Annotated in this window: 12 protein-coding genes and 1 tRNA gene; 4 read left to right on the top strand and 9 right to left on the bottom strand. The window is 61.0% G+C overall.

Annotated elements, in window-relative coordinates; genetic code table 11:
• The first annotated feature begins 378 nt into the window (after positions 1–378).
• The gene (locus tag ACIOVD_RS14470) at positions 379–1,695 is read left to right on the top strand and encodes a methyl-accepting chemotaxis protein (protein ID WP_401128518.1); all 1,317 of its coding nucleotides are present in this window, start codon (positions 379–381) and stop codon (positions 1,693–1,695) included.
• Here the strand turns inward: ACIOVD_RS14470 and ACIOVD_RS14465 are convergent.
• The 3 genes from ACIOVD_RS14465 to ACIOVD_RS14455 all read right to left on the bottom strand — a co-directional run bounded on the left by ACIOVD_RS14465 (position 1,680) and on the right by ACIOVD_RS14455 (position 3,535).
• Complete coding sequence (locus ACIOVD_RS14465; RefSeq protein ID WP_159997967.1) at positions 1,680–2,243, bottom strand: GNAT family N-acetyltransferase; 564 nt, start codon at positions 2,241–2,243, stop codon at positions 1,680–1,682. The genes ACIOVD_RS14470 and ACIOVD_RS14465 overlap by 16 nt on opposite strands.
• Positions 2,244–2,279: 36 nt before the next feature.
• Positions 2,280–2,648 (bottom strand): cupin domain-containing protein, encoded by a 369-nt coding sequence (locus ACIOVD_RS14460; RefSeq protein ID WP_095169021.1) that lies wholly within the window; start codon positions 2,646–2,648, stop codon positions 2,280–2,282.
• A gap of 77 nt (positions 2,649–2,725) precedes the next feature.
• Positions 2,726–3,535 (bottom strand): AraC family transcriptional regulator, encoded by an 810-nt coding sequence (locus tag ACIOVD_RS14455; RefSeq protein ID WP_095169020.1) that lies wholly within the window; start codon positions 3,533–3,535, stop codon positions 2,726–2,728.
• A 141-nt stretch (positions 3,536–3,676) separates the two neighbouring features.
• Between ACIOVD_RS14455 and ACIOVD_RS14450 the strand changes: the two genes are divergently transcribed.
• The gene (locus ACIOVD_RS14450) at positions 3,677–4,318 is read left to right on the top strand and encodes a LysE family translocator (RefSeq protein ID WP_159997963.1); all 642 of its coding nucleotides are present in this window, start codon (positions 3,677–3,679) and stop codon (positions 4,316–4,318) included.
• 25 nt (positions 4,319–4,343) lie between these two features.
• Positions 4,344–4,820 carry a GNAT family N-acetyltransferase gene (locus ACIOVD_RS14445; RefSeq protein ID WP_401128513.1) on the top strand — a complete coding sequence of 159 codons (477 nt, stop codon included), beginning with the start codon at positions 4,344–4,346 and terminating at the stop codon, positions 4,818–4,820.
• Between the two features lie 68 nt (positions 4,821–4,888).
• Here the strand turns inward: ACIOVD_RS14445 and ggt are convergent, their stop codons facing one another.
• Positions 4,889–6,733 carry a gamma-glutamyltransferase gene (ggt, locus tag ACIOVD_RS14440; protein ID WP_401128510.1) on the bottom strand — a complete coding sequence of 615 codons (1,845 nt, stop codon included), beginning with the start codon at positions 6,731–6,733 and terminating at the stop codon, positions 4,889–4,891.
• 147 nt (positions 6,734–6,880) lie between these two features.
• Positions 6,881–6,957, bottom strand: a tRNA-Met gene (locus ACIOVD_RS14435).
• Between the two features lie 250 nt (positions 6,958–7,207).
• Here ACIOVD_RS14435 and ACIOVD_RS14430 point away from each other — a divergent pair.
• On the top strand, positions 7,208–8,413 hold the full coding sequence (locus ACIOVD_RS14430; protein WP_095169016.1) for an MFS transporter: 1,206 nt from the start codon (positions 7,208–7,210) through the stop codon (positions 8,411–8,413).
• Positions 8,414–8,709: 296 nt separating this feature from the next.
• Here the strand turns inward: ACIOVD_RS14430 and ychF are convergent, their stop codons facing one another.
• The 4 genes from ychF to ACIOVD_RS14410 form a co-directional block, all read right to left on the bottom strand.
• On the bottom strand, positions 8,710–9,810 hold the full coding sequence (gene ychF / locus ACIOVD_RS14425; protein WP_095169012.1) for a redox-regulated ATPase YchF: 1,101 nt from the start codon (positions 9,808–9,810) through the stop codon (positions 8,710–8,712).
• Positions 9,811–9,832: 22 nt separating this feature from the next.
• Entirely contained in the window at positions 9,833–10,417 is a 585-nt protein-coding gene (gene pth / locus ACIOVD_RS14420) for an aminoacyl-tRNA hydrolase (protein WP_401128507.1), read from the bottom strand.
• 168 nt (positions 10,418–10,585) lie between these two features.
• Positions 10,586–11,185, bottom strand: coding sequence for a 50S ribosomal protein L25/general stress protein Ctc (locus tag ACIOVD_RS14415; protein ID WP_095169010.1), 600 nt, complete (start codon positions 11,183–11,185; stop codon positions 10,586–10,588).
• A gap of 139 nt (positions 11,186–11,324) precedes the next feature.
• Positions 11,325–12,170, bottom strand: an 846-nt coding sequence (locus tag ACIOVD_RS14410; protein WP_401128504.1) for a ribose-phosphate pyrophosphokinase, incomplete at its 5' end; no start/stop codon positions are given.

Raw genomic sequence — 12,170 nt, 5'->3', positions numbered from 1 at the left:
GCCGCCCCGCGCCATGGATGGCGCGTGGCGGCGGCCCACGGATTCAAGCCGGAGTGAGGGCACACCGAGCCCAAGCGAGGTGCCGAGTGGTGGGGATGAGCGTTTTGCTTACTTTTGCGCTGTTCAAAAGTGAGCCGCCGTCAGGCGGAACCATAGGAGGCCGTTACCGAAGAAATGGATATGTACTCGGTCGAATCCAACATCCTGGTCGCACCACAGTTGTATAGATACCAATGCCAACATAGGGCCGCCAACCAGGGGCGAGGGGCAATCGCCGAGTATTTTTGTCGGACAAGCCGGCCTGGCTCTTCAGAAAATCCGCGCAAAGCCGATGGCTAGGCACAGCGATGCACTCAACTCGGCCCTTTGGTGTCCCCCATGTTCAACAAACGCTTGAAGCAGGAGCTGTCGGCTCTGCGCGAGGAACTCTCCAGCCTTCAACAAGTGAAGGAAAGCCTGGACAGCGAGATGCTGGTGCTCACTCTGGACCCGGATGGTCGAGTGCAAGCGATCAACCACAATTTCGCCGAGCAAATGGGCTACAAGGGCAACGAACTGATTGGCCGGCCGATCGACGATATAGTTCCGCCGCACGTCAAGAGCGACGAATTTCACCAACGCTTTCGCCATGCCTTGACCCGTGGCGAGCACTTCGCCGGTGCCCTGCGTTTGCTGCGCGGCAGCGGTGAAGAAGCCTGGTTGCGCTCGATCTCCCAACCAGTGCGTGGCCAGGATGGGCGCGTCAGGCACATTGCGATTTATGCCAGCGACCTGACTCGCACCATCGAAGCCTCCCGTGAGCACGAGAACCTGATCGGCGCACTCGTGCGTTCCACCGCGGTGATCGAGTTCGACCTGGGCGGCCATGTACTGATGGCCAACGAGCGATTCCTCAGCGGCATGGGCTACACCCTGGCGCAAATCAAGGGCCAGCACCATCGCCTGTTTTGTGAACCGCAGGAATACCAGAGTGCTGGCTACCAGGAGTTCTGGCGGCGCTTGAATGCCGGTGAATTCGTCGCCGACCGCTTCAAACGGGTCGATGGTCACGGGCGGACGGTCTGGCTGGAAGCGTCCTACAACCCGGTGCGCGATGCCAACGAAAAACTGTACAAGGTAGTGAAATTTGCCACCGTCATCACCGACCAGGTCAAGCAGGAACAGGCGGTCGCCGAGGCGGCGAACATCGCTTATACCACCTCGTTGCAGACCGACAGCAGCGCACAACGCGGCACGGCGGTGGTGACCCAGGCGGTCGATGTGATGCGTGAGCTGGCCCGTCACATGCAGCAGGCCGGAGAAGGTATCGAGGCACTCAACGAGCAGTCACTGGTGATCGGCAGCATCGTCAAGACCATCAGCGGCATTGCCGAGCAGACCAACCTGCTGGCGCTTAACGCGGCCATTGAAGCCGCCCGCGCTGGCGAGCAGGGCCGTGGGTTTGCCGTGGTCGCGGACGAAGTCCGGCAGTTGGCTTCGCGTACCAGTAAAGCCACCGACGAAATCGTCGGGGTGGTGCGTCAGAACCAGGACATGGTGCGCGATGCGGTGGTGCTGATGACCGACGGCAAACTCCAGGCTGAGCAAGGCTTGGCGCTGGCGGCAGAGGCGGGCACGGTGATTGTCGAGATCCAGGACGGTGCGCAGAAAGTGGTCAGCGCGGTCGGGCAGTTCGCCAATCAGCTCGCCACTTGAGGGCTGCAGCGATCGCTGCGCAAGCGTGACAGCATCAGTAAATCGCAGTGCCTGCCAGACCAGAATCCGGCCTCGCGCAACCGTCCTTCCTGGCTGAATCCCTGGCGTTCGAGCAGGCTCAGGCAGGCTTGGTTGCGTGGATGGACCAGGGCCTCCACACGGTTCAGTTGCATGTGTGTGAAGCCCCAGGCCAGCACCGCCTCCAGTGCTTCGCCCATCAGTCCGTTGCCCCAGGCCGAGGGCAGCAGGGCGAAGCCCAGGGAGCAGCTCTGCCAACCACGATTCCATTTGAACAGGCCACAATTGCCGATCAGCCGGTCCTCGCCCTTGAGCTGCAGGCCCCAGCGGGTACCGGGGTTGGCGTGGGTGCGCCAAGCCGCAAAGGTCTCGACCAGTTCCTCGGCCTGGGCCAGCTCGGTCAGGGGGTCGATCCCGAACCACTTCATGGCCTGTGCGTCGCCATGAATCGCCAGTAATTGCGGCGCGTCGTCCATCTGGATCTCACGCAGGTGCAAGCGCGGGGTGTCGAGGATGGGGAAGGCGTGCATTGAATCTCCTTATTCAGCGTTTAGCGGCGTCGTGCTTCAGATCCACTGATCATTTTGCGCCGTGCGCGAACCACCGGCCTCGCCAGTATTGAGTACGCCGCGGGGTTCGATCAGCATCAGGCTGACTTCCTGCTCGGCATAGGGCTTGTGCTCGACGCCCTTGGGCACCACGTACATTTCGCCTTTGCGCACCAGTACCTGGCCATCGCGAAAGTCGATGCGCAACTGGCCGTCGAGGACGATGAAGGTTTCGTCGGTGTCCTGGTGATCATGCCAGATGAAGTCCCCCAGCAGTTTCACCACTTTGAACTGGTAGTCGTTCATTTCGGCAATCACCCGTGGCGACCAGTGCTCGGTGATCTGTTGCAGTTTGCTGGCGAGGTTGAGGCTTTGATGGGACGGCATGGCACGGCTCCTGAAGGTTGATGGCGAACCCAGGGTAGCCGGGACCTGCAGCAGACTCTTGCACGATTGTGCGGCGCTCAGGCGCGGTGCATGTTCATCCAGCGCGCGGGTGACAGGCCATAGGCCTTGCCGAATTGCCGAGTCATGTGGCTTTGATCGCTGAAGCCGGCGATCAGCGCGGCGTTGCTCAGCGACTCGCCCTGCATCAGCAGCGCGCGCACCAGGTCCAGGCGGCGCATGGTCAGATAGCGGTAGGGGCTGGTGCCGAACAACAAGCGAAAGTCCCGTGACAGGCTCCAGCGGTCGCGCCCGCTGTGCTCGGCCAGTTGGTCGAGGGTCACCGGCTGATCGAGAGCACTGTGCATGAACTCGCGTGCGCGCTCCGCCGCCACATAATCGAAGCGCTGACGCCGCGCGCAGGCGCCGGAAACGACGTGCAGGGCCTGGGCCAGGTCAAACAGGGCATCCTGCTGCTCCAGCGCGTCGAGCGGGCGATCGAGGCTTTGCAGCAGCGCTCCGGTGGCGGCGAACAGGCGTGGATCATTGCTGATCCCCGTCTTGATGAATGGCAGTGGCTGGCCACCGAGCATCTGCTGGATCAGCGCTGGCTCGACGTAGAGCATCCGGTACTTGAAGCCTTCTTCGGTACCGGCCTCGCCATCGTGGGCTTCGTCCGGGTGCAGCACCATGGTGCTGCCGGGCAGGCTGTGGCGCCAACCGCCGCGATACTGAAAACTCTGGACCCCGGCCAGGGTATGGCCGATGGCGTAGGTGTCGTGCCGGTGAAGGTCATAGCCGTGCCCCGAAAAATACGCCTCGATTCGCTCCAGCCCAGCACTTTGGGGGGCGCGATGGAACCAGTCGGTGAGGAGTCTTGGCTTGCTCATGGGCAGTCATCATTCATGGGGTTGGCACTGGTTCCCACGGTATCCCAGGTGCGGGTGGGCTGTCAGCCGGATAACCGGTTGCCTGATGGGCTCAAGGTCGAGTAAAAACCCTATTCCACCGATCACACAGGTGACTGACAAATGGATGTCCAACCCCTGACCTACGTCGCGCCCCTGTTATCGCTTGCGTTGCTCTGGACCGTGGCGGTGATTACCCCGGGGCCGAATTTTTTCACCACGGCGCAACTGGCCGCCAGTTGTTCGCGCCGCCATGGCGTCGTGGCCGCCATGGGAGTCGCGACGGGTACGGTGTTGTGGGGCCTGGCCGGTGGCCTGGGAATCAAATCGCTGTTCACGGCGGCCCCGACCTTGTACCTGGCGTTCAAGATTGCCGGAGGGGCCTACCTGATCTATCTGGGGCTCAAACAGTTCAAGCGCAAGCCAGCGCTGGAGCTGGGCGCCAGTGAGGGCCTGGGGCAGGCGCAGCGCAGTTTGTTCAGCGCCTATCGCCTGGGTTTCCTGGGTAACATGACCAACCCCAAGTCCGCGCTGTTCGTCGCCACGATATTCGCTACCTCGATGCCGGCTTCGCCACCGCCGATGCTGCTGGCGCTGGCAGTGCTGACCATGGCTACGTTGTCCTTCAGTTGGTACTGCAGCGTGGCGCTGTTGTTTGCCAGCCGAAGGGTTGCCCAGGCTTATGGTCGCTCGCGGCAGTGGCTGGATCGTTTTGCCGGTAGTTGCTACCTATTGTTTGGCGCCCATCTGGTTGCCAATCGTTGAAAAAAGGGACAAGGAGCCCCCACCCATGACCATCACTTTCAGAGCGGTAGAAGCCCAGGATATTCCGCGAATCCGTGGTTTTGCGCGCAATCAGGAAGAACAGTTTTTCTTTTTCCCGGCCGCGACCTGGCCGCTGACCGACCAACAATTACAGGGTTCGATCGACAAACGTTCGGACTCCACAGTGATCGAGCTGGACGGTGTGGTGGTCGGTTTTGCCAATTTCTATCAATGGGCAACGGCGGGCACCTGCACCATCGGCAACGTGATCGTCGACCCTGAGGTGCGGGGCAAGGGGATCGGTGCGCAATTGATCGAACAGATGATCACAATTGCCCGCACCCGGCACCAGGCCAGGGAGGTGACGCTGTCGTGTTTCAACACTAACGTGGCCGGGTTGTTGCTCTACCCCAAACTGGGGTTTACCCCGTTTGCCATTGAAGAACGCCAGGACCCCGAGGGCCGCCGGCTGGCCTTGGTGCATTTGCGTATAGCGGCGTAGACGGCGGGCAGTGGCGAGCAAGCGCGCTCGCCACTGCCGCGAAGGGCAGTTTGTGTGCCGTTTTCCGATCAATCCCCTAGCGCTGCACCTTCACGCCGTGGATCGGCGCCACCGGCCCAGGCAGCCTTGCCCTGCGCGTCGCGGACGCGAATGATGGCCTGGGTGCCGCTGGTCATGTCGATCTCGTTTACCGTATGCCCCTTGTCCTTGAGCGCCTGGATCAGCGCCGGGCTGAACTGGCCGCGTTCCAGTTCGGTGGGGCCGTTGCGGCTGCCGAAGTTGGGCAGGCTGATGGCGGCTTGCGGGTCGAGTTGCCAGTCGAGCATGCCGATCACTGACTTGGCGACGTATTCGATGATTTGCGAGCCGCCGGGCGAACCCACGGTGGCCAGCAGTTCGCCGCTCTGGCGGTCGAAGACCAACGTCGGCGCCATGGATGAACGCGGGCGTTTGCCCGGCTCGACCCGGTTGGCCACTGGCTGGCCATGTTCTTCGGCGATGAACGAGAAGTCGGTCATCTGGTTGTTGAGCATGAAGCCCTGCACCATCAGGTGCGAGCCGAAGGCAGCTTCCACGGTGGTGGTCATCGACACCGCCCCACCCAAGTCATCGACCGCCACCACCTGGGAGGTCGAGATGCGCAGCGGCGAACGATCCGCCGCGTACGCTACCTGGATACCCGCCGGTGTGCCCGGCTTGGCGGTGCCCATGCTGCGCTCGCCGATCAAGGCGGCGCGGCTGTCGAGATAAGCAGGGGAGAGGAGGCCGGCCAGCGGCACCGGCACGAAGTCCGAGTCGGCGATGTACAGGGCCCGGTCGGCGTAGGCCAGGCGTTCAGCTTCGGCAATCAGGTGCACGGCCTCAGGAGCGGGTTCAAGGCCGGCCGGACGCTCGTTCTTGATCGGCCTGAGGGGCGCCAGGGCAAAACGGCTGTCGCGGCCTTCCAGGGCTTGCAAGGTGCCGAGGATCTGCGCCACGGCGATCCCGCCAGAGGAGGGCGGCGGCATACCGCAGACCTGCCAGCGCTTGTAGTCGCTGCACAGCGCGGCGCGCTCCTTGGCCCGGTAGCCCTTGAGGTCGTTGAGCGACAGGCTGCCGGGGTTGGCGTGGCCCTGGACCTTGGTCACGATTTCCTCGGCAATCGGCCCCTGATACAGGGCGTCCGGACCTTCCTTGGCAATGCGCTCGAGGACCTTGGCCAGGGCCGGGTTTTGCAGCAGGGTACCGACGGCTTTCGGGCTGCCATCGCGGTTGAGGAAATACCCGGCCATGTCGGGGGAGCGCGGCAAGAACGGATCGGAGGCAATCATCGTGTGCAAGCGTGGCGAGATCGCAAAGCCCTTTTGCGCCAGCTCGATGGCCGGCTCGAACAGCCTGGCCCATGGCAGGCGCCCGTGTTCGCGATGCGCCATCTCCAGTGCGCGCAAGACCCCCGGCGTGCCGACGGAACGCCCACCGATCTGCGCCTGCGGAAACGGCATGGGCTTGCCATCAGCCTGCAGGAACAAGCGTTCGTTGGCACCCGCCGGTGCGGTTTCACGGCCATCGTAGGTGCGCACGGCCTTGCCGTCCCACAGCACGATCATGGCGCCGCCGCCAATCCCCGAGGACTGGGGTTCTACCAGGGTCAACACTGCCTGCATGGCGATAGCGGCGTCGATGGCCGAGCCACCCTGGCGCAGCATCTCCCGCCCGGCGGCAGCGGCGAGTGGGTTGGCCGCTGCCGCCATGTGTTTGCTGGCGTATTGGGTGCTCAGGTCGGTGCGAAAGCCCGAGGCCATTTCCGGCGCTGCGGGCAGGGTGCTGACGGTGGTCGAGGCGGGTGGCGCGCTACAGGCGGCGAGAGTCAGTGCGGTGGCGAGCAGCGACAGGGCGCCAAGGCGCAAGCGGCGTGTAGGGAAGGCTGGGAACACGAGGGCACTCCGTCCGTGGGGAAATAGAGTGGGCGACTGTATCGGCGGCAGACGCCAGCTGCAACGTCGGGGCGGATGTCGGCGGGGTGGCACTTTTCTCCAGGCATAAAAAAACGGCCTACCTTGCGGTAAGCCGTTTTTAGTACTTGGTGGCTACACAGGGACTTGAACCCCGGACCCCAGCATTATGAATGCTATGCTCTAACCAACTGAGCTATGTAGCCAAGTGGCGCGCATTATTGGCTTGGAACGACGATGTGTCAAGCATAAATCAAAAATATTTCTCTACGCTTTCAACCGCTTATCCTCCGACCGCGGAAAAACCCCGGTTTTTCTGCTTCGCTCCCGGGCAAATCATCCCATAGGTGGATTGTTTCAAGTCGTTAGCAGGCTAAGGGGATGGCGTTGCCGCACTGAAAAATGGCACATTGGCGCACCTGCACTTGCGCACCCATCTGCTGTTTGGAAACTTTCATGGCAACCAGTAATCCTCAAGTGGCCGCCCCTGCGGCGCAAAGTAGCCCCTTGGTCATGCGCATCATCGGCGCGGTGGCGCTGGCGCATTTGATCAACGACCTGATCCAGGCGGTGCTGCCGTCGATCTATCCGATGCTCAAGGAGAACTACGGGCTGACGTTCACTCAAGTCGGCCTGATCACCTTGACCTTCCAGCTCACTGCCTCGCTGCTCCAGCCCTGGGTCGGCTACTACACTGACCGTCACCCCAAGCCTTATCTGCTGCCGCTGGGCATGATCTGCACCCTGATCGGCATCCTGATGATGTCCCAGGTCGGCAGCTTCCCCTTGATCCTGCTGGCGGCGGGGTTGATCGGTATCGGCTCCTCGACCTTTCACCCGGAAGCCTCGCGAGTGGCACGGCTGGCCTCTGGTGGACGCTTTGGCCTGGCGCAGTCGACCTTCCAGGTGGGCGGTAACGCCGGCTCGGCATTCGGCCCCTTGCTGGCCGCTGCAATCATCATTCCGTTCGGCCAGGGCAATGTGGCCTGGTTCGGTCTGTTCGCCGTGTTCGCCCTGCTGGTGCTGTACCGCATCAGCCGCTGGTACGCCAACCACTTGAGCCTGTTCAAGCTCAAGCAAGGCCAGGCGGCGACCCACGGGCTGTCGAAGGGCAGGGTACTCAGTGCGCTGGTGGTGCTTGGCCTGCTGGTGTTCTCCAAGTACTTCTACATGTCCAGCCTGACCAGCTACTTCACCTTCTACCTGATCGAGAAGTTCGACCTGTCGGTGGCCAGCTCCCAGTTGCACCTGTTCCTGTTTCTCGGCGCGGTGGCGGCGGGGACCTTTTTCGGTGGGCCGATCGGCGACAAGATCGGCCGTAAGGCGGTGATCTGGTTCTCGATCCTGGGTGTAGCGCCGTTCACCTTGCTGCTGCCCCATGTCGACCTGTTCTGGACCAGCGTCCTCAGCGTGGTGATCGGCTTCATCCTGGCCTCGGCCTTCTCCGCCATCGTGGTCTATGCGCAGGAATTGGTGCCGGGCAATGTCGGAATGATCGCTGGGGTGTTCTTCGGCCTGATGTTCGGTTTTGGCGGGATTGGTGCGGCGCTGCTGGGCTACCTGGCGGACATCCACGGCATCGAGTACGTGTATTACCTGTGCTCGTTCCTGCCGCTGCTCGGGGTGTTGGCGATCTTCCTGCCACGCACCAAAAAGGCCTGAGCCGAAAAATATTCCTGTGGGCGCCACGGAGGCTGAACATTCAGCATCGATGGTGCCTGATCCGCCACCATCGCGAGCAAGCTCGCTCCTACACAGGTTTGTGGCTGCATGCGGGACTTGCGAGCACTCCGAATCCCTGTGGGAGCGAGCTTGCTCGCGATGGTCGCCAACGGTGACGCGGCAGGCCTGGTTCACTGCGCCGTCCGATTCGCTCCCATAGGGGAGTGTGGTGTGGCAAAAAAAACAGGCACAAAAAAGCCGCGTATCAAACGCGGCTTTTTGCTTTGGCGTGTGGCTTACACGTTGAAGCGGAAGTGCATCACGTCGCCGTCTTTGACGATGTAGTCCTTGCCTTCCAGGCGCCATTTACCGGCTTCCTTGGCACCGGCTTCACCCTTGAACTGGATGAAGTCGTTGTAGGCGATGACTTCGGCGCGGATGAAGCCTTTTTCGAAGTCGGTGTGGATCACGCCAGCAGCTTGCGGGGCGGTGGCGCCGACGCGTACGGTCCAGGCGCGGACTTCTTCGACACCGGCGGTGAAGTAGGTCTGCAGGTGCAGCATCTCGTAGCCGGCACGGATCACACGGTTCAGGCCAGGCTCTTCCAGGCCGAGGGCCTCGAGGAACATGTCTTTCTCTTCGCCGTCATCGAGCTCGGCGATTTCCGCTTCGATCTTGTTGCACACCGGGACAACGATGGCGCCTTCTTCTTCGGCGATGGCCATCACCACGTCGAGCAACGGGTTGTTCTCGAAGCCGTCTTCGGCGACGTTGGCGATGTACATCACCGGCTTGGTGGTCAGCAGGTGGAAGCCCTTGATCACCGCTTTTTCGTCGGTGCTCATGTTCTTCATCAGGCTGCGCGCCGGTTTGCCTTCGGTGAAGTGGGCGATCAGTTGCTCCAGCAGACCCTTCTGGACCACGGCGTCCTTGTCACCACCCTTGGCGTTGCGCGCGACTTTCTGCAGTTGCTTCTCGCAGCTGTCGAGGTCGGCGAAGATCAGTTCCAGGTCGATGATCTCGATGTCGCGTTTCGGGTCGACGCTGTTGGAGACGTGAATCACGTTGTCGTCTTCAAAGCAGCGGACTACGTGGGCGATAGCATCGGTTTCGCGGATGTTGGCCAGGAACTTGTTGCCCAGGCCTTCACCTTTCGAAGCGCCGGCTACCAGGCCAGCGATGTCGACGAATTCCATGGTGGTCGGCAGGATGCGCTTTGGATTGACGATGGCCGCCAGGGCGTCCAGGCGTGGATCCGGCATCGGCACGATACCGCTGTTCGGCTCGATGGTGCAGAAGGGGAAGTTCTCGGCCGCGATACCGGACTTGGTCAGGGCGTTGAACAGGGTGGACTTGCCGACGTTAGGCAGGCCGACGATGCCGCAATTGAATCCCATGGTGTTTCCCCTCGGGTAAAAGTCAGGCCTTCTGGCTGTGCAGGTTTTTCATCGCGCGGTTCCAGTCTCCGGCGAGGATATCCGGCAGCACGCCGAGGGCAAAGTCGATGCTGGCATCGAGTTTTTCCTGTTCGGCGCGTGGCGCACGACCCAGGACGAAATTTGAAACCATACTGGCGACGCCCGGGTGGCCAATGCCAAGCCGCAGGCGGTAGAACGTATTCTGATTGCCCAGTTGCGCGATGATGTCGCGCAACCCGTTGTGACCGCCATGGCCGCCGCCTTGCTTGAGCTTGGCAACGCCGGGAGGCAGGTCGAGTTCGTCATGCGCCACGAGAATTTCTTCAGGCTTGATGCGGAAGAAACCTGCAAGGGCCGCTACGGCCTGGCCGCTGCGGTTCATGTACGTGGTGGGAATCAGCAGGCGAACATCCTGACCCTGGTGCGAGTAGCGCCCGGTCAGGCCGAAATATTTGCGATCGGCGACAAGGTTGACCCCTTGCGCGTGCGCGATGCGCTCAACAAAAAGGGCCCCTGCGTTATGCCGGGTCTGTTCGTATTCGGCGCCTGGATTTCCCAGGCCAACGATCAGTTTTATGGCAGTCACGTCAGGGGCCCTTCCTTGGAGTGGTTAGTAACATCGCAGCCATGGAGATGTGCGGCGAAAGTGGACGAAAAGTGCTCATTTACCATGATGTAAACTCCGCGTTCCGCCCGCTTTCTCGCTACGTTCCAGCCCGCGATGTTACTCGGTCACTCCGGCGTACAGAGTAAATTACTCTGCAGCGCCTTCTGCAGCTTCTGGAGCAACACGTGGAGCGTGAACGTTGGCAACAGCCAGGTCGTTACCGTGAGCCAGAGCAACAAATTCAACGCCTTTAGGAGCGCTGATGTCGGACAGGTGAATGATCGAGCCGACTTCGGCGTTAGCCAGGTCAACTTCGATGAATTCAGGCAGGTCTTTTGGCAGGCAGGAAACTTCGATTTCTGCAACAACGTGCGAGATCTCGCCGCCTTTCTTCACTGGAGCAGCTTCGTTGATGAAGTGCACAGGAACGATAGCGGTCAGTTTCTGACCAGCAACAACGCGTACGAAGTCAGCGTGCATCACGTGGCCTTTGGCCGGGTGACGTTGCAGAGCTTTGATGATTACGTTTTGCTTGGTGCCGCCAACGTTCAGCTCGATGATGTGGCTGTAGGCCGCTTCGTTTTCGAGCAGTTTGGCAACTTCTTTGGCCAGCATGCTGATGGATTCAGGGGCTTTTTCGCCACCGTAAACTACAGCTGGAACCAGGCTTGCGAGACGACGCAGGCGGCGGCTCGCACCTTTCCCCAGGTCGGAACGCGCTTCAGCATTCAGAGTAAAATCGTTCATGTTGTATCTCCAAAATAACCACATTCGCCCCAGCGTTTGCGACCAGCGCTAAAGGCGATATGGGCAAAAAAGCCCCGCCCCGACAGGTATGCCGGGGCGGGGCGCTTTTCGTCATCGAGAAGTCCGAAGGGCAGGGCCCTTAACGGAACATCGCGCTGATCGATTCTTCATTGCTGATGCGGCGAACCGCTTCGGCAACAACCGGTGCGATATCCAGTTGACGGATACGTGCACAGGCTTGTGCTGCAGCGGACAGCGGGATGGTGTTGGTCACCACCAGCTCGTCCAGCACGGAATTTTCAATGTTCTCGATAGCCCGACCCGACAGCACAGGGTGTGTGCAGTAGGCAAAGACTTTGGCAGCGCCATGCTCTTTCAAGGCTTTAGCCGCGTGGCACAGGGTGCCGGCGGTATCGACCATGTCGTCAACCAGGATGCAGGTACGCCCTTCGACATCACCGATGATATGCATCACTTCAGAGTGATTAGCTTTCTCACGGCGCTTATCGATAATCCCGAGATCCACGCCCAGGGATTTGGCAACGGCACGTGCACGCACGACGCCGCCAATGTCCGGGGACACGATCATCAGGTTTTCGAAGCGTTGGTCTTCGATGTCATCCACCAATACAGGGGAGCCGTAGATGTTATCTACCGGAATATCGAAGAACCCCTGGATCTGGTCAGCATGCAAATCAACCGTGAGAACACGATCGATGCCGACTACGGTAAGCATGTCAGCAACAACTTTCGCGCTGATAGCTACACGTGCGGAACGCGGACGGCGATCCTGACGGGCATAACCAAAGTAGGGGATCACCGCAGTGATTCGAGTGGCTGAGGAGCGGCGGAAGGCGTCGGCCATCACTACCAGTTCCATCAGATTATCGTTGGTCGGAGCGCAAGTCGGCTGAATAATGAAGACGTCTTTACCGCGGACATTTTCATTGATCTCGGCTGTAATTTCGCCGTCGGAGAATTTACC

Origin of the sequence: Pseudomonas sp. NPDC087626 (assembly GCF_044743405.1) — a bacterium.
In the GTDB taxonomy this organism is placed as follows: Bacteria; Pseudomonadota; Gammaproteobacteria; order Pseudomonadales; family Pseudomonadaceae; genus Aquipseudomonas.
The sequence above is the reverse complement of the archived record's forward strand: the minus strand, read 5'-3'. Positions and strand labels throughout refer to the sequence as shown.

Bases quoted from the DNA above. Each gene is read 5' to 3' on its own strand.
- ACIOVD_RS14450 (WP_159997963.1), top strand. From the start codon at position 3,677: ATGGATGTCCAACCCCTGACCTACGTCGCGCCCCTGTTATCGCTTGCG.
- ACIOVD_RS14415 (WP_095169010.1), bottom strand. From the start codon at position 11,185: ATGAACGATTTTACTCTGAATGCTGAAGCGCGTTCCGACCTGGGGAAA.
- ACIOVD_RS14460 (WP_095169021.1), bottom strand. From the start codon at position 2,648: ATGCCGTCCCATCAAAGCCTCAACCTCGCCAGCAAACTGCAACAGATC.
- ACIOVD_RS14430 (WP_095169016.1), top strand. From the start codon at position 7,208: ATGGCAACCAGTAATCCTCAAGTGGCCGCCCCTGCGGCGCAAAGTAGC.
- ACIOVD_RS14455 (WP_095169020.1), bottom strand. From the start codon at position 3,535: ATGAGCAAGCCAAGACTCCTCACCGACTGGTTCCATCGCGCCCCCCAA.
- ACIOVD_RS14445 (WP_401128513.1), top strand. From the start codon at position 4,344: ATGACCATCACTTTCAGAGCGGTAGAAGCCCAGGATATTCCGCGAATC.
- ychF (WP_095169012.1), bottom strand. From the start codon at position 9,810: ATGGGATTCAATTGCGGCATCGTCGGCCTGCCTAACGTCGGCAAGTCC.
- ACIOVD_RS14470 (WP_401128518.1), top strand. From the start codon at position 379: ATGTTCAACAAACGCTTGAAGCAGGAGCTGTCGGCTCTGCGCGAGGAA.
- ACIOVD_RS14465 (WP_159997967.1), bottom strand. From the start codon at position 2,243: ATGCACGCCTTCCCCATCCTCGACACCCCGCGCTTGCACCTGCGTGAG.